The sequence below is a fragment of the Acinetobacter pittii genome (genome assembly GCF_034067285.1).
In the GTDB taxonomy this organism is placed as follows: domain Bacteria; phylum Pseudomonadota; class Gammaproteobacteria; order Pseudomonadales; family Moraxellaceae; genus Acinetobacter; species Acinetobacter pittii_E.
In genome coordinates this window covers 1521611-1547652 of the sequence record NZ_CP139286.1, presented here as the reverse complement: position 1 = coordinate 1547652, position 26042 = coordinate 1521611, and the positions used below count along the sequence as shown (strand labels likewise).

The 26042-nt window shown below is 38.5% G+C and carries 24 protein-coding genes; 9 read left to right on the top strand and 15 right to left on the bottom strand.

The window, feature by feature from the left end; translation table 11 throughout:
• Positions 1 to 174 precede the first annotated feature (174 nt).
• Positions 175 to 852, top strand: coding sequence for a DUF421 domain-containing protein (locus SOI81_RS07315; protein WP_239976641.1), 678 nt, complete (start codon positions 175 to 177; stop codon positions 850 to 852).
• A gap of 84 nt (positions 853 to 936) precedes the next feature.
• Here the strand turns inward: SOI81_RS07315 and eno are convergent, their stop codons facing one another.
• The 3 genes from eno to pyrG form a co-directional block, all read right to left on the bottom strand.
• The gene (gene eno, locus SOI81_RS07310; protein ID WP_002121066.1) at positions 937 to 2226 is read right to left on the bottom strand and encodes a phosphopyruvate hydratase; all 1290 of its coding nucleotides are present in this window, start codon (positions 2224 to 2226) and stop codon (positions 937 to 939) included.
• 63 nt (positions 2227 to 2289) lie between these two features.
• Positions 2290 to 3147, bottom strand: a complete 858-nt coding sequence (gene kdsA / locus SOI81_RS07305; protein WP_016140803.1) for a 3-deoxy-8-phosphooctulonate synthase — start codon at positions 3145 to 3147, stop codon at positions 2290 to 2292.
• A gap of 30 nt (positions 3148 to 3177) precedes the next feature.
• The gene (gene pyrG, locus SOI81_RS07300; protein WP_016140802.1) at positions 3178 to 4815 is read right to left on the bottom strand and encodes a CTP synthase; all 1638 of its coding nucleotides are present in this window, start codon (positions 4813 to 4815) and stop codon (positions 3178 to 3180) included.
• Between the two features lie 223 nt (positions 4816 to 5038).
• Here pyrG and SOI81_RS07295 point away from each other — a divergent pair, with 223 nt between their 5' ends.
• Both SOI81_RS07295 and SOI81_RS07290 read left to right on the top strand, forming a co-directional pair.
• Entirely contained in the window at positions 5039 to 5539 is a 501-nt protein-coding gene (locus SOI81_RS07295; RefSeq protein ID WP_320541465.1) for an internalin, read from the top strand.
• A 242-nt stretch (positions 5540 to 5781) separates the two neighbouring features.
• Complete coding sequence (locus tag SOI81_RS07290; RefSeq protein ID WP_239976639.1) at positions 5782 to 6627, top strand: metal-dependent hydrolase; 846 nt, start codon at positions 5782 to 5784, stop codon at positions 6625 to 6627.
• Positions 6628 to 6690: 63 nt separating this feature from the next.
• On the opposite strand, the gene SOI81_RS07285 is transcribed toward SOI81_RS07290, so the two are convergent.
• From SOI81_RS07285 to fadH, 4 genes are all read right to left on the bottom strand, one after another.
• Positions 6691 to 7785: a YheT family hydrolase gene (locus SOI81_RS07285; RefSeq protein WP_224991187.1), complete on the bottom strand. Its 1095-nt coding sequence runs from the start codon at positions 7783 to 7785 to the stop codon at positions 6691 to 6693.
• A 19-nt stretch (positions 7786 to 7804) separates the two neighbouring features.
• Positions 7805 to 8521: an SGNH/GDSL hydrolase family protein gene (locus SOI81_RS07280; protein ID WP_239976637.1), complete on the bottom strand. Its 717-nt coding sequence runs from the start codon at positions 8519 to 8521 to the stop codon at positions 7805 to 7807.
• A 38-nt stretch (positions 8522 to 8559) separates the two neighbouring features.
• Positions 8560 to 8967: a nuclear transport factor 2 family protein gene (locus SOI81_RS07275; protein WP_239976635.1), complete on the bottom strand. Its 408-nt coding sequence runs from the start codon at positions 8965 to 8967 to the stop codon at positions 8560 to 8562.
• Between the two features lie 71 nt (positions 8968 to 9038).
• Positions 9039 to 11063: an NADPH-dependent 2,4-dienoyl-CoA reductase gene (gene fadH / locus SOI81_RS07270; protein ID WP_239976633.1), complete on the bottom strand. Its 2025-nt coding sequence runs from the start codon at positions 11061 to 11063 to the stop codon at positions 9039 to 9041.
• Positions 11064 to 11198: 135 nt separating this feature from the next.
• Between fadH and SOI81_RS07265 the strand changes: the two genes are divergently transcribed.
• A complete protein-coding gene (locus tag SOI81_RS07265; protein WP_239969716.1) occupies positions 11199 to 11759 on the top strand; it encodes a PadR family transcriptional regulator in 561 nt (186 codons plus the stop codon).
• Positions 11760 to 11761: 2 nt separating this feature from the next.
• Positions 11762 to 12679, top strand: a complete 918-nt coding sequence (gene bioH / locus SOI81_RS07260) for an alpha/beta hydrolase (RefSeq protein ID WP_320541464.1) — start codon at positions 11762 to 11764, stop codon at positions 12677 to 12679.
• A 48-nt stretch (positions 12680 to 12727) separates the two neighbouring features.
• On the opposite strand, the gene SOI81_RS07255 is transcribed toward bioH, so the two are convergent.
• From SOI81_RS07255 to argC, 6 genes are all read right to left on the bottom strand, one after another.
• Positions 12728 to 13783 (bottom strand): 3-deoxy-7-phosphoheptulonate synthase, encoded by a 1056-nt coding sequence (locus SOI81_RS07255; protein WP_320541463.1) that lies wholly within the window; start codon positions 13781 to 13783, stop codon positions 12728 to 12730.
• 422 nt (positions 13784 to 14205) lie between these two features.
• Entirely contained in the window at positions 14206 to 14568 is a 363-nt protein-coding gene (locus SOI81_RS07250) for a YnfA family protein (RefSeq protein ID WP_016140792.1), read from the bottom strand.
• A 3-nt stretch (positions 14569 to 14571) separates the two neighbouring features.
• Positions 14572 to 16848 (bottom strand): ATP-dependent Clp protease ATP-binding subunit ClpA, encoded by a 2277-nt coding sequence (gene clpA / locus SOI81_RS07245; RefSeq protein WP_016140791.1) that lies wholly within the window; start codon positions 16846 to 16848, stop codon positions 14572 to 14574.
• A 9-nt stretch (positions 16849 to 16857) separates the two neighbouring features.
• Positions 16858 to 17271, bottom strand: coding sequence for an ATP-dependent Clp protease adapter ClpS (gene clpS / locus SOI81_RS07240; protein ID WP_002121129.1), 414 nt, complete (start codon positions 17269 to 17271; stop codon positions 16858 to 16860).
• 9 nt (positions 17272 to 17280) lie between these two features.
• Positions 17281 to 18039, bottom strand: a complete 759-nt coding sequence (locus SOI81_RS07235) for a DUF6776 family protein (protein WP_320541462.1) — start codon at positions 18037 to 18039, stop codon at positions 17281 to 17283.
• A gap of 75 nt (positions 18040 to 18114) precedes the next feature.
• On the bottom strand, positions 18115 to 19170 hold the full coding sequence (gene argC / locus SOI81_RS07230) for an N-acetyl-gamma-glutamyl-phosphate reductase (RefSeq protein WP_320541461.1): 1056 nt from the start codon (positions 19168 to 19170) through the stop codon (positions 18115 to 18117).
• A gap of 183 nt (positions 19171 to 19353) precedes the next feature.
• On the opposite strand from argC, the gene SOI81_RS07225 reads away from it, so the two are divergent.
• Positions 19354 to 20874 carry a hypothetical protein gene (locus SOI81_RS07225; RefSeq protein WP_320541460.1) on the top strand — a complete coding sequence of 507 codons (1521 nt, stop codon included), beginning with the start codon at positions 19354 to 19356 and terminating at the stop codon, positions 20872 to 20874.
• On the opposite strand, the gene SOI81_RS07220 is transcribed toward SOI81_RS07225, so the two are convergent.
• Together SOI81_RS07220 and rpiA are read right to left on the bottom strand one after the other, a co-directional pair.
• Positions 20871 to 21551, bottom strand: a complete 681-nt coding sequence (locus tag SOI81_RS07220) for a SprT family zinc-dependent metalloprotease (RefSeq protein ID WP_320541459.1) — start codon at positions 21549 to 21551, stop codon at positions 20871 to 20873. The two genes, SOI81_RS07225 and SOI81_RS07220, sit on opposite strands and share 4 nt — an antisense overlap.
• Positions 21551 to 22222 (bottom strand): ribose-5-phosphate isomerase RpiA, encoded by a 672-nt coding sequence (rpiA, locus tag SOI81_RS07215; RefSeq protein ID WP_224991195.1) that lies wholly within the window; start codon positions 22220 to 22222, stop codon positions 21551 to 21553. The genes SOI81_RS07220 and rpiA overlap by 1 nt, the downstream gene beginning before the upstream one ends.
• Positions 22223 to 22323: 101 nt before the next feature.
• Here rpiA and ilvA point away from each other — a divergent pair, with 101 nt between their 5' ends.
• The 3 genes from ilvA (at position 22324) to ntpJ (ending at position 26022) form a co-directional block, all read left to right on the top strand.
• Complete coding sequence (ilvA, locus tag SOI81_RS07210) at positions 22324 to 23871, top strand: threonine ammonia-lyase, biosynthetic (protein WP_014206951.1); 1548 nt, start codon at positions 22324 to 22326, stop codon at positions 23869 to 23871.
• Between the two features lie 144 nt (positions 23872 to 24015).
• Positions 24016 to 24666: a potassium channel family protein gene (gene trkA, locus SOI81_RS07205; RefSeq protein WP_016140785.1), complete on the top strand. Its 651-nt coding sequence runs from the start codon at positions 24016 to 24018 to the stop codon at positions 24664 to 24666.
• An 18-nt stretch (positions 24667 to 24684) separates the two neighbouring features.
• On the top strand, positions 24685 to 26022 hold the full coding sequence (ntpJ, locus tag SOI81_RS07200; RefSeq protein WP_320541458.1) for a TrkH family potassium uptake protein: 1338 nt from the start codon (positions 24685 to 24687) through the stop codon (positions 26020 to 26022).
• Positions 26023 to 26042 lie beyond the last annotated feature (20 nt).

The following is a 26042-nucleotide window of genomic DNA, read 5'->3' as shown; positions in this document are numbered from 1 at the left end:
TCGCACAACTTTACAACTTCCTTCATAAATCTTTTTTCAACGTGAGATTCATACAAAATCACATATATTTCTAATTTTTAACTAATAACTACTTAAAATGTATATTTTTTTATTTTTTACTTTGGTAAAAATTTTACAAGGATTTCTTCTAACTATTTTAATAAGGAGAAAAAAATGGATTTTTTTAATATTTTCATCGGCGATACGACCTGGAACTTTGTTTTAGAAATTTTAGTTCGATGTTTTGTAATGTTTATTATTATTATCAGTTTTTTAAGATTATCGGGTAAAAGAGGAATTCGGCAGCTTTCACTTTTTGAACTTGCCATTATTTTATGTTTAGGTTCAGCCGCTGGTGACCCGATGTTCACTAAGGACTTACCTATTGCCCATGCTTTAGTAGCTTTTATGGCTATTCTTTTTCTATACCGACTTGTAACCTGGGCCATGGTGAAGAATAAAAAAATTGAGGATTTACTGGAAGGGAAAGCTTTATGTGTAGTTAAAGAAGGTCTTTTAGTCTACAAAGATTTCCAGAAACAAACATATTCACATGATGAATTTTTCTCGGAAATGCGTCAGCAAAATGTTGAACATCTTGGGCAAGTGAGAACAGCTTTGTTGGAATCCGACGGCATTTTGAGCTTACTTTATTATGAGGATGAAGATGTCAGATGGGGCCTGCCATTATTCCCTGACGCCTACTGTAAAGCCGATGTACTTAAACTTAATACTTTTTATTCATGTATGAAATGTGGTGAAACTAAAATTTTAAACAAGATTGATCAAGAATGTATCCGCTGCAAACATCATAGTTGGGCTGAATCTTTGAAAACACGCCGATTAGGATAATAAAAAAGGTGCTATTTCCTATTAAAAACAGAAAAAAGCACCTTCAAAATGTTAAAAAATTAATTTTAACTTTTTATTTAAAGATTAGTTTAAACCTTTAAACTCAGCTTTACCGCGGTAAGCAGCTTTAGTCAATTCTTCAATACGAAGTAATTGGTTGTACTTAGAAACACGGTCAGAACGGCAAAGTGAACCAGTCTTGATTTGACCAGCTGCTGTACCTACTGCTAAGTCAGCAATAGTAGAATCTTCTGTTTCACCAGAACGGTGAGAAATAACAGTCGAATAACCATTTGCCTTAGCAAGATAGATCGCATCTAAAGTTTCAGTTAAAGTACCGATCTGGTTGTATTTAATTAAGATTGAGTTACCAACCTTCTCATCAATACCACGTTGTAAAATCTTAGGATTAGTTACGAACAAGTCATCACCAACCAACTGGATTTTATCGCCAAGGATTGAAGTCAAGTAGCTCCAACCTTCCCAATCAGATTCATCCAAACCATCTTCGATCGAGATAATTGGATATTGATTTACAAGACCAGCTAAGTAATCTGCAAACTGATGGCTTGTAAATGCACGATTACCTTCACCTTCTAAAACGTATTGACCGTTTTTGTAGAATTCTGAAGATGCGCAGTCTAATGCAAGCATCATGTCTGAACCAGCTTTATAACCAGTCAATTCAATTGCCTGTAAAATGATTTGAATTGCTTCTTCGTTAGAACGTAAGTTAGGAGCAAAACCACCTTCATCGCCGACAGCAGTATTCAAACCTTGTTTCTTTAAAACTGATTTTAAAGAATGGAATACTTCAGCACCCGCACGTAAAGCTTCAGCAAATGAAGTAAAACCTACAGGCTCGATCATGAACTCTTGAATATCAACAGTGTTGTCCGCATGCTCACCACCATTTAAGATGTTCATCATCGGTACAGGCATTGTCAAAATTGTTTGACCACGAAGATCTGCGATGTATTGGAAAAGAGGAAGTTTCTTTTCTTCAGCAGCAGCACGCGCCGCAGCCAATGAAACAGCCAAAGTTGCGTTAGCACCTAATTTTTCTTTGTTTTCAGTACCGTCAAGCGCAATCATTGTGTTATCAATGTCTTTTTGCTCAAAAACTGATTTACCCAACAAAGCATCACGAATCAATGTGTTTACATTGTTAACTGCTGTACGAACGCCTTTACCTAAGTAACGTGATTTATCACCGTCACGAAGTTCTAAAGCTTCACGAGAACCAGTTGAAGCACCAGATGGTGCACATGCACGACCAACAACCCCAGATTCTAAAATTACGTCTGCTTCGATGGTTGGGTTACCACGAGAGTCCAAAATTTCACGTGCACGAATGTCAACGATTTGGCTCATGAACAATTCCTCTTTGAATGAATATGAGCTGCGGTTAAAGCAGCGTAAGGGTTATAAAACAACTCAATGGGTGTCTAACTTTTTGAATCCTTTAACTAAAGTATCCAATTCTTTTATTTGTGCCAAGAATGGTTCAAGTTGCGACATACGCAATGCACAAGGTCCATCGCATTTTGCATGTTCTGGGTCTGGATGAGCTTCCAAGAACAATCCAGCCAAACCAGTTGCCATTCCTGCGCGTGCTAAAGTTGTAATCTGAGCACGACGACCACCTGCTGAGTCAGAACGACCACCAGGGGTTTGTAACGCATGTGTCACGTCAAAGAAAACTGGCACATTCATTTCTTTCATGGTGTCAAAGCCGAGCATATCTACAACAAGATTGTTATACCCGAATGCCGAACCACGTTCACAAAGAATAAGTTTGTCGTTTCCTGCTTCTAAACATTTATGCAGGATATGACGCATTTCATGAGGTGCTAAAAACTGGGCTTTCTTAATGTTAATAATAGCCTGTGTTTTCGCCATCGCTTCAACAAGATCAGTTTGACGACTTAAGAATGCGGGTAACTGAATAATATCGGCTACTTCTGCAACAGGTGCAGCTTGATATGGCTCATGTACATCAGTAATGATAGGAACATTAAAATGTTTTTTAATATCACCTAACCATTCGATACCTTTTTCAAGTCCAGGACCACGGAATGAATGCAGACTAGAACGATTTGCTTTATCGAAACTCGCTTTAAATACATAAGGAATATCTAAGCGTTTGCAAATATCAACATAAGTTTCTGCAATTTCAAAAGCTAAATCTTTTGATTCAAGTACGTTCATTCCGCCAAATAATACAAATGGCAAATGATTTGCCATTTGTATATCGCCTAAACGTACAACTTCTTGTGGTTTTAATTGTGACATTTAAACTTTCCCAGTTTATTTAAAATCGCATTATTTACTTTTTTGATGCTGTGTTTTTGCAGCGTCAATAAAACTAGCAAATAATGGATGTCCATCGCGTGGTGAACTTGTAAATTCCGGGTGGAATTGTACAGCAATAAACCAAGGATGTTCAGGAATTTCTACAGTTTCAACTAAATGTTGTGCTGAAGAGTAACCTGAAATCTTCATACCAGCTTGTTCAATCGACTCGATGAAACGGTTATTCATTTCATAACGGTGACGATGACGCTCAGTAATTTCAGCTTTACCGTAGACTTCACGTGTTTTTGTGCCTTCAACCAATTCTGATTTTTGTGCACCTAAACGCATTGTTCCACCTAAGTCAGACTCAAGGCTACGTTGTTGTAATTCACCGCGCTCATCTAACCATTCAGTAATTAAACCAATCAATGGATATTTTGTAGAACGGTTGAACTCAGTAGAAGATGCTTCTGGCATAGCAGCAACATGACGGGCATATTCGATTACAGCCAATTGCATACCTAAACAAATACCCAAAAATGGGATTTTGTTTTCACGTGCGTATTGGATAGCTTTCATTTTGCCTTCAGTACCACGTTCACCAAAGCCACCTGGGACTAAGATTGCATCAGCTGTTTGCAAAATAGAAACATCTTGGCTTTCAAGTTCTTCAGCATTGACATAGTCAATCTGTACTTTCACTCGATTTTTGATACCAGCATGTAATAATGCTTCATTCACAGATTTATAAGCATCTGGTAATTCAACATATTTACCAACCATTGCTACACGTACCGTGTATTCTGGATTTAGTAATGCTTCTACTACATTATCCCAATCAGTTAGGTCAGCTTCTGGTAAATCATTGAAACCAAAACGTTCACAAATAAGGTCATCTACATTTTGCTCATAGAAACCACGTGGAATTTGATAGATGGTTTTTGCATCTTTACATACCACAACAGCACGTGCTTCTACATTAGTGAATAGAGCAATTTTACGTTTCGTGTCTGCATCAACATCATATTCAGTACGGCAGATAAGAATATCTGGCTGAATACCAATTGAAAGCAACTCTTTTACAGAGTGTTGAGTTGGTTTTGTCTTAAGCTCTGCTGCAGATTTGATATATGGCAACAAAGTTAAATGCATAAGCATGGTTCTTTTATGACCAAGCTCAACCATTAACTGACGAACTGACTCCATAAACGGTAATGATTCGATATCACCTACCGTACCGCCAATTTCTACGATAGCAACATCGTAGCCTTCACCTGCGCGAAGTACGCGTTCTTTAATATTGTCAGTAATATGTGGGATAACTTGAACTGTACCACCAAGATAGTCACCACGACGTTCTTTGTTTAAAACGTCCTGATATACACGACCACTGGTAAAGTTATTAAGTTTGGTCATTTTCGCACGACGTAAGAAACGTTCGTAATAACCCAAGTCTAGATCAGTTTCGGCACCATCCTCTGTGACAAAAACTTCACCATGTTGGAAAGGGCTCATTGTCCCTGGATCGACATTAATGTAGGGATCCATTTTAACCATTGTGACTTTTAAGCCACGGGCTTCCAAAAGTGCAGCAACTGAAGCAGCAGAAATACCTTTACCTAGCGATGAAACTACACCACCAGTGACAAAAATAAAATGGGTCATTAAGTTTCTCGTACAATCAAGCCGAAATCGGCCTACAATGTTTGGCAATTTTACTGTACTCTGCCCCTATAAAGCAAAGTCAAACCGCATCAATTCAAAGATCATTAAACAACTGGCTATTCTATCAGCATTTTTAATAAAAAATTAGGTCAATCTCACATGATTTTTTCATTCTCTTTTGCTGTTATAATGCCAACTCCTCAATTAAATGTTGTTTAGGACAATGGCAAATAAAAAACTTTTAATCTGTGCTGCAATTGCTGCTGGACTATTGTTAACCGCATGTGTCAAAAAAGAAACACCCAAAGAAGAAGAGCAAGAAAAGGTTGAAACTGCTGTTTCAGAACCTAAACCTGCTGAACCTGCAAAATTTGAGTCTTTAGAAAGTGTGCAAACTGAAGAAGCTCAAACTCAGGAACCACCGCAAGTTGAAGTTCACCGTGAAGAAACAGCGAATACGACAACTGAAATTCGCCGTGAAACTCGCCCTGCCCAACCTGATCAAGGTTCACAAACAACAGTTTCTGAGCAACCTAAAGTAGAGCCGAAACCAAAACCTGAACCTAAGCCTGAGCCAAAACCTGAACCTAAGCCTGAGCCAAAAGCAGAGCCAAAACCTGAAAAGATTCAGTCAAAACCAGCTAAGCCTGCTGAACCATCTCAAACTGAAGATGATGCTGTTGCCGCTGCAATTGCTGCTGCTACTCCAGCGCTTAAAAACTAAGTTCGTTCTCGAATATGCCCAAATTGAACCATCGGTTTGGGCTTTTTAATTATTATTCAAATTATCAATTCAGTAATAAGTTTTAATTTTTCTTTCTATTTATCTTTAAAGTTTTCTTAGATATCAATTAGGGACAATCTACTTTTTCGACCCCAAAAAGCATTGACGATAGATATAGAGCGATGTAGTTTTTTATCAAGTTCCTTTTTGGAACCCTAATTAAAAGAAGATTGGAGCTTAAAATGAATACTGTATTAAACCGTGTGCCTGCCTCGTTTCCGGTCCGTCGTATGGACTATAATTTTGAAAATACACCTCGTTATTGGTGTAATAACGAACCAACTTTCACCCACTATTTTACGGGTTTATCTACGTTGTTTCCTGAAGGTGAATCATATTTCGTTCGCTCTGTTCGAGCTTTACGCGCAAAAGCAAAGTCGAATGAAATCTTAGATCGTGAAATCAGTGCTTTTATTGGCCAAGAAGCTATGCACTCTAAAGAACATCATGCTTTTCATGTAAGTGCACAGCAATATGGCTTAGATCCTCAATCTTTAGAAAAAGTAACTGGCATCGTTTTAAAAACGATTGAAAAAGTTTTTAGTAAAAAATGGAATTTGCTTGTAACCGTAGGTCTAGAACACTACACAGCAGTACTCGTGGTTAGCATGATGGAATCTGTTAATGAGTTAATGACCGACTCAACTATACGTAATTTGTGGCTATGGCACAGTATTGAAGAAACAGAACATAAAACTGTTGCCTTTGATCTCTATCAACATTTATATGGAAGCGGCTTAAGCGCCTACCTTCCGCGCATTACAGTTTTTACTTTAAGTTTATTTTTAATTACGGGCTTTTCAACAATTTATCAATTTATTTTAATGAAGCGAGATCATCAGCTTCTCAATTTTAAATCTTGGCGTAAGTTCTTTAGTTTTGCTAGTAAACAATATAGAGCATTGACCCCTAAATTTTTTGATTATTATCGCTTTGATTTTCATCCTAATCAGACAGACGAAAAAGACCTCGTTGCCAGCACGAAAATCAAAATTGGACTAAAAGATCCCAATTTACTTTTATCTTGACCAAATAAAATCATAAAGCCCATCTATTGAATGGGCTTTATTTAATTTATTGCAAATTTACCGTTATTGCTTATGTTCGACCATAAAATAATTTGATATTAATTTGGCAGCCCATGAAGTACTTTTCCAACCTTCATAGAAGCCACAATGACTTCCTTTTTTTGTAGTGATTACCGCAATATTACTCATTTGCTGAATCGTTTCTTTATAAGGCTCCAAATTTTTAATAGAACAGACCGGATCATCCTCAGCATTAAGAATCATCAATGGAATTTTGACATTCTCAAATACATAAATTGGATTAATAGCTTGGCAATAACTTTGATAATCCTCAAAGCCAGCCATTTCAAAATATTCTTTTTCAAATTCTTCTAGACTTGTGGTCGCTAGAACTTTCTCTATAGAAGAAAGTTGGTTCCATGTAGTTTGATAAGGATGAATAAAATATTTAAATAACTTTTTGGTCATCATTTTGCTATAAAACGGATGAACATTCTTAAAGCCAATCTCCGTGTTGTAGCCTGGACACATTGCAAAAGCAGCTTTAAATGGTGTATCTGCGCCTTGCTCACCCAAATAACGAACCAATAACCCTGTTCCCGCAGAGGAACCTACGGCGTATAAATCTGATTTTGGAAACAGGTTTTGGATATGTGCAAGTTGCTCTTTAAGATCGCTCGTTGACCCAAAAAGAGAGATCTGTGGTACAGGCATAGGTAAACCAGCATGCCCACGGCGTAAGCATAGCGCTATTCTCCAACCCGTATAATGATGTATATCTTTCACAAGTTCACGCATACTTTCAGGAGTTCCCGTAATGGTATGCATAATAACAACTGTTGGAGTATCTGCAGGGAGATCATACCCATACCACGCGATGGCAGTTACGCCACCATCTTTCATGGTGAGCTGATCAATTCGATCATATTCAAGTTTAATGGTTTTTTTTCTAATAATATCAAAGTACAAAAGATGAACATGATTATTGCTTAACCACGGTGTAGGACGATATTTTTGCTTGAGCTGGGGCAATTTATCTAGAATATCTTTTATTTTCCCATTTGGATCATAATAGATTTTTGGTTGTTCAGCACCTAATACTGAATCAAACAATTCCGAACCGAAAGCTTTAATTTTATTTAAAGTAGATATGCCCATTTCCAATCACGACCTCTGATTATGAGTTAAATGATTGCCGCACTAATGCTGCAACCTGCTGTCCCCAAATTGCATAAATTTCTTTACTCGGATGAAAGCCATCACTTGCCATAGGCAAATTCATCGCTTGAAAACTCTCAATATCATATTGAATGAATCTAAATTGGTTTTGTGATTCTAACCATTTATCTAGTGTCTGATTCATTTTTTCCGCATATTTTCCAAACAACCAAGCCAATGGATTGGATAAAGCTGGAAAATGTTGCATTGGCGGAACACCAGACACAATAATGAGTTTAGGCTGAAAACGTGCCTGTATATATTGAAATAATTGTTTTTGTTGTTTTATCCATGAACTTGCTGAGGTAAGTTTGGTGACATCATTAACCCCGATCGATGTAACAACCACATCGTAACTCTGTTGCTCTAAATGCTGTACCGCTTGGAAAACTTGCTTGGTTGTATCACCTGTTTTTGCATGTAGTTTCCAGCGTATTGAATATTGATTCTGCAATTCAGAAATAATAGCACCAGATAAAGCATCTTTTTGGGTTTCAACTCCAACACCTGCAGCAGCAGAATCTCCCAAAATAAGTAATGATAAGGGTTTTCCCTTACCCACTATGCCTTCTCTTTCACCACTGGCTTCTAGCAAGCGTGGTGTATTCTTACGAACCTTTGTTCCCTGCACAAAAAGGACAGGCAACAATGCAACAGTTGAAAGCTTTAACCACATTTTATTGATCTCTATATTACTTAGGCTATTTACTAAAATTATTGGGGTTGAAACTTGGCAATTCTTATACCCATTTGTTCAGCCAATGCTGCTAAGCCACTCATTGGACGGATCATTACTTCAAAATCAATAATCTTGCCCTCGTTATTAAAACGGATCATATCAATACCTTTTAATGATTTTCCACTGACATTGGCACTAAACTCAAGTACTACATTTTCACCATCTTCTGTATAGAACTCCCGATGATAGGTAAAGTTTTCGAACACTTGGATGACATTGGTAAGAATGAAGAAAACAACCTGTTTTCCTTCATAAGGTTTGTAAGCAACTGGTGAGCGAAAAACTACATCATCTGCCAGCAAATCATTTAGATCTGATAAATTACCGGCTTGAACCATTTGATGCCATTTTTCTAAAGACTGTTTTGTAGTTTCAAGTACCATTGTTTTTCCATCCTATAATTTACTAATGAATTAATGGACATTTCTCTTTAAAAGAAATGCCCAGCTAAAATTTAGAGTATTGCTGCTAATTCAGCGCCTTGGCGGATTGCACGTTTTGCATCTAGCTCTCCTGCCTCTTTAGCACCACCAATTAAATGAACATTTTTTCCATCTGTTTTTAATTGATCATACATTGCAGTAAATGACTCTTGCCCCGCACAAATCACAACATGATCGACCTCAAGTACACTTGGTTGCCCGTCTATCGTTATATGTAAACCTTGGTCATCTACTTTGTCATATTGCACACCAGCAAACATTTTGACCTGACGGTTTTTAAGTCCTGTGCGATGAATCCAGCCTGTTGTTTTACCTAAACCGGCTCCTACAGCAGCAGTTTTACGTTGCAGTAAATAAATTTCTCGTTCAGATGCCTCAACTTTTGGCTGCTTTAAACCACCCACATGTTCATATTGAGTATCGATTCCCCACTCCTCATAGAATTTTTCTGGATTTAAACTACCACTTTCACCTTCGTGAGTAAGATATTCAGCTGTGTCGAAGCCAATACCACCTGCACCAATAATGGCAACACGTTGTCCTACTGGCACACGCTCTTTTAGAACTTGTAAATAGCTCAGCACTTTAGGATGATCAATTCCCTCAAATTGTAATTGACGAGGCGTCACGCCTGTTGCAACTACAATTTCATCAAAACTTGCTTGGCTTAATTCGTCATAAGTCGCCTGATGATTTAATACAAGTTCAATGTTTGGTCTCAATTCAATTTGACGGCTAAAGTAGCGTAAAGTTTCGTAGAATTCTTCTTTTCCAGGAACTGTTTTTGCGATATTAAATTGACCACCAATTTGATGACTTGCTTCAAAAACTTTAACTTGATGCCCGCGATCGGCTGCATATACTGCAAAACTCAGCCCTGCCGGACCCGCGCCAATCACAGCGATATTCTTTTTAACCTGAGCTTCTTTAAAAATCAGTTCAGTTTCATAACACGCACGAGGGTTGACTAAACAGGTTGCAATTTTCATTGAGAAAATATGATCTAAACAAGCTTGGTTGCACCCAATACAAGTATTAATTTCATCACTACGGCCTTCACTTGCTTTCAAAACAAACTCAGCATCAGCGAGCATTGGTCGTGCCATCGACACCATATCAGCATGACCCGATGCCAATACATGCTCAGCCATTTCAGGCGTATTGATTCGGTTAGAGGTAATTAAAGGAATAGAAACTTCACCTTTAAGCTTTTCAGTCACCCAAGTAAATGCAGCACGAGGAACTTTAGTTGCAATAGTTGGGATACGCGCCTCATGCCAACCAATACCAGTATTGATAATTGTTGCACCAGCTTTTTCAATTTCTTTTGCCAGCTGAATCACTTCATCAAAACTTGAGCCGCCTTCAACCAAATCAAGCATAGATAGACGATAAATGATGATAAAGTTTTCACCTACTAATTCACGGGTACGCTTTACAATTTCGATAGGAAAGCGAATACGATTTTCGTAACTACCGCCCCATTCATCATCACGATGATTCGTACGAGCTGCAATAAACTCATTAATTAAATAACCTTCAGAGCCCATGATTTCTACACCATCATAGCCCGCATACTGAGCAAGTTTGGCACAGTTGGCAAAGTCATCAATTGTTTGTTGTACTTCGGCAGAACTTAAAGCTTTAGGTTTAATCGGATTAATCGGCGCTTGAATTGCTGAAGGAGCAACATTGTTTGGCTGATAAGAATAACGACCCGTATGTAAAATCTGCATAGCAATTTTGCCCCCAGCCTCGTGGACAGCTTGGGTAATCACTTTATGTTTTTCAGCTTCTTCAACTGTATCTAGTTTGGTCCCGTGGCTAAATACAACACCATCATCATTTGGAGAAACACCGCCAGTTACAATTAAACCCACATCACCTTTTGCACGCTCAGCATAAAACGCAGCCATGCGCTCATATCCTTGCGGTGCTTCTTCTAACCCAATGTGCATAGACCCCATAAGCACACGGTTTTTTAAAGTCGTAAAGCCTAAATCAAGTGGCTTTAATAAATGTGGATAAGCTGACATATTTTCTCCTATGGCTAGCAATAAGCTTGCTAATGCAACTTGTTGCATAAATTTATAATCAAATTTTGACTTTTATGCAACATGTTGCATAATCTCATGAGTCACACTTTACTTTTGCTTACAAACTGGATTGCCATGTCACTTCCTCATGTTTTATTGACCAGCTTGCTTGAACGTCCAAGTACAGGGTTTGAACTCGCCCGCCGCTTTGACCGCTCAATGGGCTTTTTCTGGAATGCCACTCACCAGCAAATTTATCGTGAACTCAATAACATGCTTAAAAAAGGCTGGGTTTCCACTTTAGAAAATGAAATGGACAATGGCCGAAAAAAAACCTATCAGGTTGAACAACTGGGACGTATCGAACTGGCTTCATGGATGACTCAACAAAGTGAACCTGCCCAGCTTCGTGATGATTTAATGGTTAGATTGCGTGCTGAAGCACAATTGAGCAATAATCAGATATTACCTGAACTGTTAAGACATCTTGGTTTACATCAAGAGAAGCTTAAACTTTATCAAAGTATTTATGATAAAGATTTTAAAGACAGCGATGATCTAAATGACCGTGTGTTATATATCCACAAAATGATCTTAGAACTTGGGATTACGATGGAAAGTGAATGGATCAAATGGTTGGAACAAGTCATCCCTCAATTAAAACGCTTTGCCCAAGATAACGCATCTGGAGAATAGCCATGCCGTATTACACCATGCCCGATCGGGAAAATTTATTTGTACGTCGTATTGGTCGTGGTGAGCCTGTTTTGGTTTTATCTGGCCTTGGCATGCAAAGTTGGCAGTGGCTACCTTTTATTTATGCAAACCGCAAAGAATATGAATTTATTATTCCAGACTGGCGCGGATTCGGTGGTTCAAAAAATTGTGCGATTCCCCAGCAAGATGCAATTTCTAGCCATTGGCAAGACGTTGCTCATTTAATAGATCAATTAAAACTTAATAACTTTATCTTGATGGGTTATTCAATGGGCGCGACAACTGCCATGCACGGCATGAAACACGCTCAACTGGCTCAGCAGTTAAAAGCTTATTTACATATTGATCAGACACCAAAGATATCAGTAGATTCAACTTGGGAATATGGTTTATTTGGCCCTCTTCACACTCAGTTCAAACAATTATTAAATGATATCTATCAATTATTAGCAAAGCATAAAAATGCCAAATATCTTTATGAGCTATCGCTTCCAGATCGGCAAGAACTGGTCCGTCTTTGGGTAGATTTTATTGAACTACAAAGTAGTAACCCATTTAGTCCTTTAGTTTTTAAAACAGCTTTGAAACAGCCTTTTCTACAAAAATATTTATTACCCATTCAACGTTTGGATTACTTGTTTTGGTATGTGGAAAATTATCTTTATCACAATGAAGATTATCGCGAAGCGATTCAGCAATTAGCATGTCCAACCACCTTCTTTATTGGTCGCAATTCGACACTTTATCCAGAAACTGGGCAAACACTGATTGCCCATAGTGTTGAACATGCAAAAGCAATATATTTTGAACGCTCAGGCCATACACCTCTATTAACCGAGCCTAAAAAGTTTGGAAATGAAATCACTACATTCTTATCCGAACTCAAGCATGCTTCTTAAAAAATAAAGGGATCTACTTACAGATCCCTTTTTTACATCAATAAATAATTAAGCGGAATGGGCTAACACTTTTGCTTTTAATTGCTCAGATACACTTAACAAAAGTTGCTCTGTTTTTTCCCACCCTAAGCAACCATCGGTTACTGACTGGCCATAAGTCATCTCACAAGAAATCTTTTGATTACCATCAACCAAATGACTTTCAATCATGACCCCTCTAACTTGTGTTTTTAAACGTTCAGCAACGATTTGCTGTAATACTTCCGGCTGACGCAACGGATCTTTGCCACTATTACCATGACTACAATCTATCACCAGTGCAGGTAGATTTTGTTTGTACTTTTCGCCTATCGCCTGAATTGAAGCTAAATCATAGTTTGGACCATGATTTGCTCCACGCAAGATCAAGTGCGGTAATGGGTTGCCAGCACTCTGAATCACTGAAGGCAAGCCTTGTTGGTTCATACCTAAAAATTGATGTTCATTTTGTGCTGACTGAATCGCATCTAATGCAATCTGAATAGAACCATCAGTGCCATTCTTAAAACCAATACTGTATGGCATATGACTTGAGATCTCACGGTGAATCTGAGACTCACTGGTACGAGCACCAATTGCCCCCCAAGCCAATAAATCATCAAAATACCCAGTTGCCATTGGGCTTAAAATTTCACTCGCAATTGGCAAACCTTTTTCAATAATTTGTAGGTACAGTTCACGAGACTTTTCTAAACCAAGTTGTAAATTTGATGAACCATCTAAATTTGGATCATACATGAAACCCTTCCAGCCCACAGTTGTGCGTGGCTTTTCAATGTATGTGCGCATTACGATAAAAATTTGATCTTTTATTTTTTCTTGTAGTTTTTGCAGTTTTTCAGCGTATTCAAGTACCGCGACTGGATCATGAATTGAACAAGGCCCTGTAATTACCATTAGACGATGATCTTTGCCGTTAAGAATATTTTGAATAATTTGACGGTGTTCGGCAATTTGACGTGCGAAAGTGTGTGCAAGCGGATATTTCGCTTTTAACTGTATAGGTAAACTAACTGGTGTTTCTTTTGTATTGGTTTGAGTCAGTAAAGTATTTAGGGCATTCATTGGTTTTTCCTTGGGACTGCAATCTACTCAGTCCGATCATTTATTTGAGCGTTTTGGATCTATTCGTTGGTAAAGGTAAGCAAAAGTAAAACCAATAAAAGTTGCTAAAGTACGAATAAGTCATGTTTTTCATTTTAAGTTCCTCGATTCAAAAAAGATAAAGCATAAAAAAACCTGATCGGGGTTGCCGATCAGGTATTAACTGTGATGGGCAACTTTCTCATGCCCGAATACGCTCAGGCAACTATCTAAATTGCCAAAAGTAATAGTAAGCGTTAGTGTTCACAGATAGATTTAACATCTTTATCTCAAATATTAAAAAATGTTCCTTAAATCTAAAATACGCATTGTTGATGAGTTTGACAAGTCTTTTTTTTGAAAAAACTTCTTATTTTTTCGCTTAAGATTTGATTCAATTCCTATTAGCGAATCAATCCTTGAGGCTGCAAAATAATTAAGCTCGCTCCACAAAGCACAATTAGACCACCTAATAGATCCCATCTGGTTAAACCGACCTGATCAACAAAGCGTAACCACATGAGCGCAGTAAAAATATAGATACCGCCATATGCAGCATAAATGCGCCCAGAAGCTGCTGGATGTAGGGTCAGCAGCCATACGAAGATAGCTAGACTTAAAGCTGTAGGTATCCACAACCAAGCTGACTTACCTTCTTTTAAAATCAGATAAGGAAAATAACAACCCAGAATTTCAGCAATTGCTGTGATAATAAATAACCCGAATACACTCAGTATTCGGGTTATAGCAAGACTATCAATTAACATAAGTTACGCTGGTTCTGCCGTATGATGATCTTCAAACACTTCAAGTTTCAAGCCGACAGCTTTGCCATCTTCTTTTTTCACTGATACAGCCACATTACCACCATGATCTGCAAGTTCACCAAACAGAATCATTTCAGCGAGTGGTTTCTTCAAATGTTCTTGAATGAGACGTTGCATTGGACGAGCACCCATCAAACGATCATAACCGTTTGTTGCTAACCAATCTCGTGCACTTTGATCGACATCAAGAACAACTTGTTTTTCATCCAATTGTGCTTGCAGTTCAGTTAAGAATTTGTCGACTACAGACTCAATCACAGTAGTTGGTAATGCTTTGAATTGAATAACGCCATCTAGACGGTTACGGAACTCTGGTGAGAAAGCACGTTTCATCGCTTCTTGGTTATCAGAACTATGATCTTGTTCTGTAAAACCAATGCTCGCACGTGAAATACTTTCCGCGCCAATATTCGTAGTCAAAACAATAATCACATTTCTAAAATCTGACTTACGTCCATTGTTATCCGTCAACGCACCATGGTCCATGATTTGTAGCAAGAGATTAAACACATCTGGATGTGCTTTCTCAATTTCATCAAGCAACAAGACGCAATGCGGATTTTTATGAATCGCATCAGTGAGCAAACCACCTTGGTCATAACCCACATACCCCGGAGGTGCACCAATTAAACGGGAAACTGCATGACGTTCCATATATTCAGACATATCGAAACGTACAAGCTCCACACCTAACAATTTCGCCAGCTGCTTAGTAACCTCGGTTTTACCTACCCCAGTTGGGCCAGCAAAAACAAAACTACCCACTGGTTTATCTGGCGATTTTAAGCCAGCACGAGATAACTTGATCGCTGAACCTAATGCAGTGATTGCTTCATCTTGACCAAACACTACACGTTTCAAATCACGCTCAAGATTTTCAAGCACTGACTTATCATCTTTAGACACAGTTTTTGGCGGAATACGAGCGATCTTAGAAACGATATCCTCGATATTCTCTACCGTAATCAAGCTATCATCACTTTCAGCTTTCAGACGACGCTGAGCACCTGCTTCATCAATGACATCAATCGCTTTATCGGGCAAGAAACGATCATTAATAAATTTAGCAGAAAGTTCTACAGCTGATACCAATGCCTTATCGTCATATTGTACATGGTGGAAATCTTCAAACTTAGTTTTCAATCCACGCAAAATATCAATCGTTTCCGAAATACTTGGCTCATTAACGTCAATTTTTTGGAAACGACGTGATAACGCATGGTCTTTTTCAAAAACCTGACGATATTCTTGGAAAGTCGTTGAACCAATACAACGTAAAGTACCATTAGCTAAAGCCGGCTTAATGAGATTTGAAGCATCCATTGTGCTGCCCATACTTGAGCCTGCACCAATGATCATATGAATCTCATCAATGAATAAAATCGCATTTGGATTTTTCTTCAATGCATTAAGCAGTTGTTTTAAACGTTTTTCAAAGTCACCACGATATTTCGTTCCAGCAACCAATGCCCCAATGTCCAGACTATAGATTTCAGCCTGACTTAAAGGTTTTGGTGCTTTACCATTCACAATTAACCATGCCAGACCTTCAGCAATCGAGGTTTTACCAACACCCGGATCACCTACAAGTAATGGGTTATTTTTGCGACGGCGGCACAAAATTTGTGCTGTACGCTCAATTTCTTTTTCACGACCAATCAGTGGATCAGTTTTGCCTTTTTGCGCTTCAACATTTAAGTTCAGCGTATAAAGCTCTAATGGCCCTGCATTGCCTGCGCTGGTTTCACCTTCAATATCTTCAACTTCTTCTTCAACTTGCACTTCGTCTTTACGTGTCCCATGAGACAAGTATTGAGTTAATGTCAAGCGATTGATTTGATGACGTTTAAGTAAATACACAGCAAAAGAATCACGCTCTGAGTACATTGCGACCAAAACATCCGCACCTTCAACAGTACGATCGCCGCCACTTGATTGCACGTGGAAAATAGCACGTTGCAAAATGCGGTCGAAACTTTCTGTTGGATGTGGAGCTTGCTCGCTATTTTCGCCAAGCTTAGGAGTATGTTGTTCTACATATTCTTCTAATTCTTTACGCAAAGAAACTATATCAGCCCCACATGCTTTGAGTGCATTCACGGCTGAATCGTTGTCGAGTAATGCTAATAATAAGTGTTCGACTGTAAGAAACTCATGTCTCTTTTGACGAGCCATGCTAACAGCCAAACGTAATGATACTTCTAATTGACGACTGAGCATGTAACCCCCTTATGCTTTAGGCTCAATCTGGCAAAGTAATGGATGACCTTGCGATCGAGCGTAATTATTAACAAGGTTTGCCTTAGTTTCCGCGATGTCTCTTGGATATACTCCGGCAATACCTTTACCTTCATAGTGTACTGTTAGCATTACTTGAGTTGCTTGGTCAAGATTCATTGCAAAGTATTGTTGTAAAATTTCAATTACAAAGTCCATTGGGGTGTAATCGTCATTCATTAATACAACTGCATATAATGGGGGACGCTTGAGTTCTGGAGGGGCTGTTTGTACAACAACCTCTCCGTCATGATCTTCGTTTTGCGAATCACTTAAGCGTGGATGGAAGTGCCAATCGACATAGCCAGACTGCTGAAAAGAAGCCTTGATATCTTTTAAGTTTGTTTGACGCTTATTTGTTCGCATAGGATGTTACTATTGTGAATTTGCTTCAGCTTGAGGAATTTCTGCTACAAAGGCAGAAGATGTTTCGACAGGTTTACCACGCTGCCAACTAAAACGTTTAATAACTGGTGTTTCAGAGCCGCCTGTTAAACGCACTTCAATAAATTGAGGCGTAAAACCTTTAGGCATCGTCCAACGACCTGTTAAACGTTCAAAGTCAGTAAAGTTAAAGTTCTTCGCTTCAAGTGGTACCACTAAAACTTCAGTATCTTTGATCAATCTTATTTCAACCGATCCTAGAGCACGGCGCTTACTTGGACTTACTTGTACTAAATCTAGCTGATATTCATAAGCATTTTCAGGTAAAGGCTTAATGGCCAGATTTTGAATCGTTAAGCTTAAACCACCGCGCTGTCTCAAAATCTCACGGTAGATATTACTCATACCTTCTTGCTGAGTTTTATCGGCGTTCGCTTGATTAAGCGCTTCAAACAGATCATTTGCATTGGTCACAGCCACATCACGCTCTTGTACTGCCGCGTTTAAGCTTTTGTTAACTGCATCTAAAGCTGTTTTTTGCTTTTGCACTACTTCAACCAATTGCTCCGCATCTGCATCGTAACCAACAACAGTTAAACCTTGACGGTGCCCAATTGTATAGCCGAGCGCAAAACAACCACTCATTAAAATGGCAGCACCAATAAATAAAGGCTTATTGGTGTTTAAAAATTTTTTCTTTTGCAACGAACTTTCTGCCGAAGTCGTCTGTCCAGAGTTTTGCATCGTCATCTCAGTGTTCAAGATCAGAGTCAAGACACACATTTAAATCGAAATTTAAATGTGTGTGAAGCAAAAAAGAGTTTTTTATGGTAATAAACCAATCCCTTGTAAGCCTTCATCTTCACTAAAGCCAAACATAAGGTTCATATTTTGTACAGCCTGACCAGATGCGCCTTTTACAAGGTTATCTTGAGCAGCCAAAATAATCAGTTTATTTGGTTGTGGTTTATACAAAGCAATACGAAGCTCATTTGCACCGCGTACACTACGTGTTTCAGGTGAACTATTCGCAGGCATGACATCTACGAATTTTTCATTAGCATAGAAGTTTTCATATAAAGCTTGTAAGTCTGTCTGCTTACCCGCTTCCGTTAAGTCTACATAAATTGTACTCAACATACCGCGAATCATCGGTACTAAATGCGGAACAAACAAGAGTCCTTCAAACCCACCTTTTTGTCCCGCAATATTTTCTAGTGCTTCTACAATTTCCGGATGATGACGATGGCCTGCAACACCATATGCTTTAAAGTTATCTGCATTTTCACTATAAATCATGCCTAAGCTTGCTTTACGGCCAGCACCAGAAACACCAGATTTCGCATCAATAATCATATTTTTAGTTTCAATCAGTGCTTGTGCTGATTTTAACAGTGGCGCTAAACCTAATTGAACAGTCGTCGGATAGCAACCCGGGTTACCAATAACTTGAGCTTGTTTAATTTTTTCACGGTTTAACTCAGTTAGACCATATACAGAATCTTTTAATACATCTGGGCAAGCATGTTCCATGCCATACCATTTTTCAAACTGTTCAAGATTTTGTAAGCGAAAGTCTGCCGCTAAATCAATAACTTTAGTTCCAGCCGCAATCAACTCTTTGGCATGCTGCATCGCAACGCCATGTGGAGTTGCAAAAAATACAACATCACATTCTTTTAATGCATCAATGTTTAAATCTGAAAATTGAAGATCAGTATGTCCACGTAAATTAGGGAACATATCTGCAACTGGTTTGCCCGCTTCTGTACGTGAAGTAAGAACTCGAACCTGCGCTTTAGGATGTCGTAATAAAATACGTAATAGTTCAACGCCTGTATAACCCGTTCCACCAACAATTCCGACAGAAATCACGTGCATTACCTCAATTTTTGAATCTATACTTGGGCAGTAGTATGACAGGATGTCCAAGCTTACAAAACCATTTCATGCTTGGTAATTTTAATTTTTTAATTTTAGTGACAATCAGATAGCACTTACTGGACTGTCATACCCACATAAATATCAGCAAATAAATACCAGATTAATTTTTGGAGAGCTAGGATGCTTCAACAATCAAAAGAAACAAAATTACGCACGTACCTTGGCTTGAGCACATTAATTTTAAGTGTAGCCCTTACTGGTTGCGGAGGTGGAGGCAGTAGTGGAGGCAGCTCACCAACTACTCCAACGCCTGTTGACCCTACACCCGAAGCAATAACTGATGTGACTTTAAAAACCCCTGTAGAGATGCGTAATATCCAACTTAAGGTATATGACAACACCAACAACGCTGTTTTAGTGGATACTTCAATTGCAAGTTTAAATAGTTTTAATGTCAAAATTCCTACTGCAAAATTGAATCGTTTATATCGCGTAGAAATTACAACTCAAAGCTCATCTCAAGTGTTTGACCCACTTACTTCACAGTATCAAAATCTGTCAGGTATTTATCATGCATTTATTACGCCGAATACGGCAAGTAGCAGAACCCAATTCATTAGCCCAAGTAGTGAAGCAGTTTACCAACGAGCGGTCATACGCTCAGGCCAACTCCCCCAAGAGACAGTTGATCCAACCCGTATTGAACAATTACACGTGGATTTAGCTTCTCAAGATGTCTACAAATCGTTAATGAATGCATTTAAAGATCCCGCTATTCCTAGTTTAAGTCCAGCGAATCCATTAACAATTTTAAATTTACAGCAGTATTCAACCAAACAACCTACCACATATGTGGATAGCTACCTTAGCTTTGGCTATTTACAATATTGGTCAGCAATTCATGGTGGAGCAAGCACCTACCAAGAACTCGTTAAAAGTTTAGCAACCGATTTAAAAGATGGCTTTTTGGATGGGAAAAAACTTCATGGGGATCAAACATCCTTTACCCCTATTTTCACTCCTGCTCCAGATAATATTGATCCAGTAAAAAATACGCTATTAGATATTGCAGCCAATCAAAAGGTAACGCGCGATTACTTTGGAACCCACCTAAAAGCATCTACTTTGCAATTGGCTCAGGCTAATTCACAACAGTCTTTAGATCAAACGGGCTATGAACTTCTACAAAAGAAACAATATACAGGTATTGTTCCTACTGTAAATTCAACAACATTTATTCGCATTGACGGTGCTGGAGATTACCGTAGAGCTGTAGGGTTTACCACCACAGCGACTTGTAATGGATCAACCTATCCATGCAAACAAGGCTTAACTAGCATTAACCTATCAGATCCAAACCTACCAGCTACAGACTATTTAATTGGTCACTATGAAGACACCTCGACTGGATGTCAGCTTAATTTTCGTGCGAATGGTCAAATCGATATGAGTAAAGGCTCACAAATTTATCGTGTGGCTCTAAGTGCTGATAGTACCGATAATTTATTGCAAACAGATGCTGCGAGCTCAAGTTATTTACTCAATTCAAGTTCAGCTGAACCAAATAACTCGACGCAACAATACAACTTTATACAGTTATCTATTAAAGCAAATAAAATTATCAGCGCCAAAGCAGGATTAGATAGCCGAAAAGCACCCGATAACTTACAAACACCTCAACTAGAATGTAGTTTTAGTTAAGCTGAAACATACCACCATGCAGGCAATGGATTTGATTTAAGTTGTCTGCGGTGTTTTTGAAAATATGGATCATATTTTTCAACTTCTGCCCAAAATGCCGGACTATGGTCAAAATGTTTGGTATGCGCCAACTCATGAATAGCCACATACCGAGCAATTTCATATGACATGAGCACCAGCCCCGCGTGTAGCATAATATTATGCTGACTACTACAACTTCCCCACCGAGTTTTCGGACGGCGAATTGTGCACTCCCTATAGGCTAAATGAGTCTGCTCACTTAACTCTTTTAAAAGCTCAGGTAATTCTTGCTTCGCATAAGCAATAACTGCACTTTGTAATGCAAAATATGGCTGCGTGTCTTTAATAAATAAACAACTAGTTTCCCAATCAAATTGAAAAATACGGTGCTGTTTTTGAACAATGACTTGAAAGGGATGTTCTTTATTAAAGAAATAAATTTCGGAAGGAATATCAATCGATGCCGATTGGACGTTTTGTTGTTTATTCCATGTTTCGGTCAACCATTGTTCAGATTGTGCTAAAAAATGCTGAATTTGCTTCTTACTACAAAATAAAGGAACCGTAAGACGGATTGAAGCAGGCTCAACACGTAAGCGCAATTTTCTTGCTCTTACGTGTCGAACGATTTTAATCTCTGGCATTTTTGCAGACATTACTGTGCGGTACGCTCTTCAATACCATTATTTGTTGCAACAATTGCAATCGTTGCTGGGTTTAAAGCGAAAATACCATTAGTCACAACACCCGGAATATTGTTAATGGTTTTTTCTAAATCAAGCGCATTTAAAATATTAAGATTGAAAACATCCAAAATCACATTACCGTTATCTGTAACTACACCTTCACGATAAACTGGGTCACCACCTAAACTTACTAATTTACGAGCTACAGCCGAACGCGCCATTGGAATAACTTCTACAGGAAGTGGAAAATCACGTCCAAGTTGATCAACCCATTTTGAATCATCAACAATACACACAAATTTCTTTGCAATTGATGCCACGATTTTTTCACGTGTTAATGCAGCACCACCACCTTTAATCATATGCATATGACGGTCGATCTCATCTGCACCATCAACATAGGCATCTAAGCTACCCACATGATTCATGTCTACAACTTCAATACCGAGTTTTTTAAGACGATCAGCAGTTGCTTGAGAACTTGCCACAGCTGCTTCTAATTGTAATTCAGGTAATAAATCAATTAGAAAATTTACGGTACTTCCAGTCCCAACCCCCAAAATGCCACCTTTGGGTAAGTGTTTTAAAGCAGCTTTCGCAGCAGCTTGTTTCTTTTCATCTTGGGTTGCATATAGACTCATGACATCACTCAACTATTTTTTGACATTTATGCGCCAATAAACGGCGCAAATGCACAAGGGTTTGCTACAATAATTTCCTATTTTAAACTGTTATAGGGAAGATGAACATGCTGTCTCGTGTGGTACGACAAATTTTACAAGCAACGGTTTATGATGTTGCAATTGAAACACCTCTCGAAGCAGCTCCACGAATTAGTCAAAAATTAAACAATACAATTCGTTTTAAGCGTGAAGATTTACAACCAGTTTTTTCTTTTAAATTACGCGGTGCCTACAACCGTATTAGTCAATTACCTAAAGAACAACTTGAACGTGGGGTGATTTGTGCTTCTGCGGGCAACCATGCTCAAGGTGTAGCATTGTCAGGTCAAAGACTAGGCATTCCTGCCATTATTGTTATGCCAAGCACAACACCTGACATTAAAGTTCAGGCAGTTAAACGCTTAGGCGGCCAAGTTGTGTTACATGGTGATAGCTTTGATATCGCAAATAAATATGCTCAACAACGTGCTGAAGTTGAAGGTCTTGTATTTATTCCACCCTATGACGATGAACTTGTCATTGCAGGTCAAGGCACAATTGCAAATGAAATTTTACGTCAATGGCGTGATGTAGAATATGTGTTTGTTGCTGTAGGTGGTGGTGGCCTTATTTCAGGCGTAGCAGCTTACCTTGGAGAAGTTGCACCGCACGTAAAAGTTATTGGCGTTGAATATGAAGAGTCTGCTTGTTTAAAAGCAGCCCTAGAAGCAAATGAACGTGTAATTTTGCCACATGTAGGATTATTTGCAGACGGTACGGCTGTTGCCCAAATTGGTGCTTTACCTTTTGATATTATTCGTTTGCGCAAATCTGATAATTCAGGCCCGATCGTTGATCCTGATATTGTCACGGTGAATACAGATGAAATCTGTGCAGCAATTAAAGATACTTTTGATGAAAACCGCAGTATTGTTGAACCTTCTGGTGCAATGGCTTTAGCGGGTATTAAAAAATATATTCACGAACACAAAATCAGCAATAAAAATATGGTATCGATTGTTTGCGGCGCCAATATGAATTTTGACCGCCTACGTTATATTGCTGAGCGTACCGAGTTAGGTGAGCAACGCGAAGCGATTTATGCGGTTACCCTATCTGAAGAAAAAGGTGCATTCTTAGGCTTCTGCCGTGCTTTACAAGGCCGCAATATCACTGAGTTTAACTACCGAGCAAACAATACAGAGGAAGCACAAGTATTCGTCGGTATTAGTTTGAAAGGTGGAGATGCAGAGCGCCATGAAATTTTGGAACAATTAAAACAGCAAGATTATATTGTAGATGACCTTTCTGACGATGAAGTTGCCAAACTACATATTCGTTATTTAATTGGTGGTCACGCAAATCTAGATGATGAAAGATTGTTCCGTGTTGAGTTCCCTGAACGTCCAGGTGCCCTCTTAACATTCTTAACTCGTTTAGGTCCAACTCACAACATTACCCTCTTCCATTATCGTAACCATGGCGCAGCAGAAGGACGTGTTTTAGTTGGTTTACAAGCAACCGATGCGAAACAAAACCCTGATGGATTGATTGAAACGCTTGAGCAGATTAATTATCCGTATGCAGAAATTACTGATAACGTCGGCTATAAACGCTTCTTGAAATAATCTTTAATTTTGATGAAGAAGCCGACAAAGATGTCGGCTTTTTTATACAATCTTTTTATATTTCTACCATCTTTACATTGCATCTCTTTATCTTAAAGAAAATATCCTTAAAAATAATGATCTAACTCGGAAAAAAGGACCAACATGGCACAGTTCGCAGTCATTGGCTTAGGTAGTTTTGGAGCAACGGTAGCTCAAGAACTCACAAAATTAAATCATGATGTTATTGGCATCGATACGGTAAAAAAGAATGTCGAAAATCTTGCCGACGTTTTAACGCATGCCGTCATTGCTGACGCTACCGATGAACATGTGCTTGACGAACTGAATATTCAAAATTGTGACGCAGTTGTGGTCGCAATTGGTGAAGATATTGAAGCCAGTATTTTGTGTGTGCTGAACTTAAAAAATTTGGGAATTGATAAAATTTGGGTAAAAGCAAAAACCAAAGCTCATCACACCATTTTGTCGCATCTCAATATCAATAAAATTATTCATCCTGAAGAAGATATGGGAGTAAGAGTAGCTCAAGCCCTCAACTATCCGATGGTAAGTCGCTATATGTCTTTAGAAGATGATCACTACATTATAAAAATTGAAATCCCTGAAAAACTGCATGGTATTAACCTATATGGCATTATGCAGCAAGCGCCACAGGTTAAAACCTTACTCGTTAAAAGACAACAGCAGATTTTGTTTGAAACTGAAGAAAATTTCACTTTGCAAACACATGATATTCTTATTTTAGAAGGTCATTTACCACAGTTAAAGAAACTTTCTAATTGCTTCTTATAAGAAAACGAAATCTAGAATATGTCCATATATCCCAAGCCTCATAAAACGTTAAATTTAAGCCCTCCTTCTCTTTTAGCGCTAGGGTTTTTAGGCTTTATTGCCTTTGGCACTTTATTGCTTAAATTGCCATTTGCGAATACGGGCAATGTTAGCTGGATGGATGCGCTCTTTACAGCCACCTCAGCAGTTACAATTACTGGCCTCTCTGTTTTAAATATTCATGAGTCTTTTACCCTCTTTGGGCAAACTATTATTTTATTGCTGATTCAGTCTGGCGGTTTGGGTTTTATGACTTTTGCGATATTGGCCGCATTAAGTTTGTCTCCCAAAGTTGGTCTTAAACAGCAAATGATGGCTCAAGATAGTCTCGGACAAACGAGCTTATCGAAGGTTACCTTTGTTGCTAAGGGTGTTGTCACCTATACTCTTATTTTTGAGCTGATTGGTACAATTATTCTCACCACTGCTTTTACGCCAATATATGGGTTTGCACGAGGTTTGTACTATGCGGCTTTTTACAGCATTTCCTCATTTAACAATGCGGGTTTTTCATTATTTTCCAACAGTTTAATGAATTTCCAAAGTAACTATATTATTTGTATAACCATTAGCATACTTTACACTTTAGGTGGCCTTGGTTTTTTAGTACTCATGGATATTAAACAAAACAAAAAATGGAAAAAACTAACGCCCAATAGCAAGCTTATTCTAACAACAATTGCAATTATCAACCTTGTTGCCTTTATTTTAATATGGGCCTTAGAAGCTCAAAATCCTCATACTTTAGGCATATTAAATGCAGGCGATCAAGCTTTAAATGCATGGTTTCAGGCAACAGTTCCTCGATCTTCCGGCTTTAATACCATTGATACGGGCGCAATGACCAACAGTAGCTCCTTACTAATGATGTTATTGATGTTTATTGGTGGTGGCTCACTGAGTACAGCAGGTGGAATCAAAGTTGGAACCTTTGTTATCTTAGTGCTGAGTGTAATTTCATTTTTACGCCGTACGGATGAAATTAGAATATTCAATCATTCGGTATCTCACGAAACGACTTACAAAGCATTAGCAGTGACTGCTATTACGAGCATACTCATCTTCATGGGCTTCTTTATTCTTTTACTTTTAGAGCCTAAAGCAGATTTTATGAATTTACTTTTCGAAGTTGTTTCAGCAGCATGTACTGTAGGTCTCTCTCGTGGTATCACACCAGATTTACATAATGGTAGTTTATTTATTTTAAGCCTACTTATGTTTGCTGGACGTCTCGGACCTTTAACACTCGCCTATTTAATCGCTACTCCTAAAAAGAGCCGGCTCAAACACCCTCAAGCCAACATTCAAATTGGATAATAAAAAAGCCGCTTTAAAAG

Coding starts and splice junctions, on each gene's coding strand:
- SOI81_RS07315 (WP_239976641.1), top strand. CDS start 175: ATGGATTTTTTTAATATTTTCATCGGCGATACGACCTGGAACTTTGTT.
- eno (WP_002121066.1), bottom strand. CDS start 2,226: ATGAGCCAAATCGTTGACATTCGTGCACGTGAAATTTTGGACTCTCGT.
- kdsA (WP_016140803.1), bottom strand. CDS start 3,147: ATGTCACAATTAAAACCACAAGAAGTTGTACGTTTAGGCGATATACAA.
- pyrG (WP_016140802.1), bottom strand. CDS start 4,815: ATGACCCATTTTATTTTTGTCACTGGTGGTGTAGTTTCATCGCTAGGT.
- SOI81_RS07295 (WP_320541465.1), top strand. CDS start 5,039: ATGGCAAATAAAAAACTTTTAATCTGTGCTGCAATTGCTGCTGGACTA.
- SOI81_RS07290 (WP_239976639.1), top strand. CDS start 5,782: ATGAATACTGTATTAAACCGTGTGCCTGCCTCGTTTCCGGTCCGTCGT.
- SOI81_RS07285 (WP_224991187.1), bottom strand. CDS start 7,785: ATGGGCATATCTACTTTAAATAAAATTAAAGCTTTCGGTTCGGAATTG.
- SOI81_RS07280 (WP_239976637.1), bottom strand. CDS start 8,521: ATGTGGTTAAAGCTTTCAACTGTTGCATTGTTGCCTGTCCTTTTTGTG.
- SOI81_RS07275 (WP_239976635.1), bottom strand. CDS start 8,967: ATGGTACTTGAAACTACAAAACAGTCTTTAGAAAAATGGCATCAAATG.
- fadH (WP_239976633.1), bottom strand. CDS start 11,063: ATGTCAGCTTATCCACATTTATTAAAGCCACTTGATTTAGGCTTTACG.
- SOI81_RS07265 (WP_239969716.1), top strand. CDS start 11,199: ATGTCACTTCCTCATGTTTTATTGACCAGCTTGCTTGAACGTCCAAGT.
- bioH (WP_320541464.1), top strand. CDS start 11,762: ATGCCGTATTACACCATGCCCGATCGGGAAAATTTATTTGTACGTCGT.
- SOI81_RS07255 (WP_320541463.1), bottom strand. CDS start 13,783: ATGAATGCCCTAAATACTTTACTGACTCAAACCAATACAAAAGAAACA.
- SOI81_RS07250 (WP_016140792.1), bottom strand. CDS start 14,568: ATGTTAATTGATAGTCTTGCTATAACCCGAATACTGAGTGTATTCGGG.
- clpA (WP_016140791.1), bottom strand. CDS start 16,848: ATGCTCAGTCGTCAATTAGAAGTATCATTACGTTTGGCTGTTAGCATG.
- clpS (WP_002121129.1), bottom strand. CDS start 17,271: ATGCGAACAAATAAGCGTCAAACAAACTTAAAAGATATCAAGGCTTCT.
- SOI81_RS07235 (WP_320541462.1), bottom strand. CDS start 18,039: ATGACGATGCAAAACTCTGGACAGACGACTTCGGCAGAAAGTTCGTTG.
- argC (WP_320541461.1), bottom strand. CDS start 19,170: ATGCACGTGATTTCTGTCGGAATTGTTGGTGGAACGGGTTATACAGGC.
- SOI81_RS07225 (WP_320541460.1), top strand. CDS start 19,354: ATGCTTCAACAATCAAAAGAAACAAAATTACGCACGTACCTTGGCTTG.
- SOI81_RS07220 (WP_320541459.1), bottom strand. CDS start 21,551: ATGTCTGCAAAAATGCCAGAGATTAAAATCGTTCGACACGTAAGAGCA.
- rpiA (WP_224991195.1), bottom strand. CDS start 22,222: ATGAGTCTATATGCAACCCAAGATGAAAAGAAACAAGCTGCTGCGAAA.
- ilvA (WP_014206951.1), top strand. CDS start 22,324: ATGAACATGCTGTCTCGTGTGGTACGACAAATTTTACAAGCAACGGTT.
- trkA (WP_016140785.1), top strand. CDS start 24,016: ATGGCACAGTTCGCAGTCATTGGCTTAGGTAGTTTTGGAGCAACGGTA.
- ntpJ (WP_320541458.1), top strand. CDS start 24,685: ATGTCCATATATCCCAAGCCTCATAAAACGTTAAATTTAAGCCCTCCT.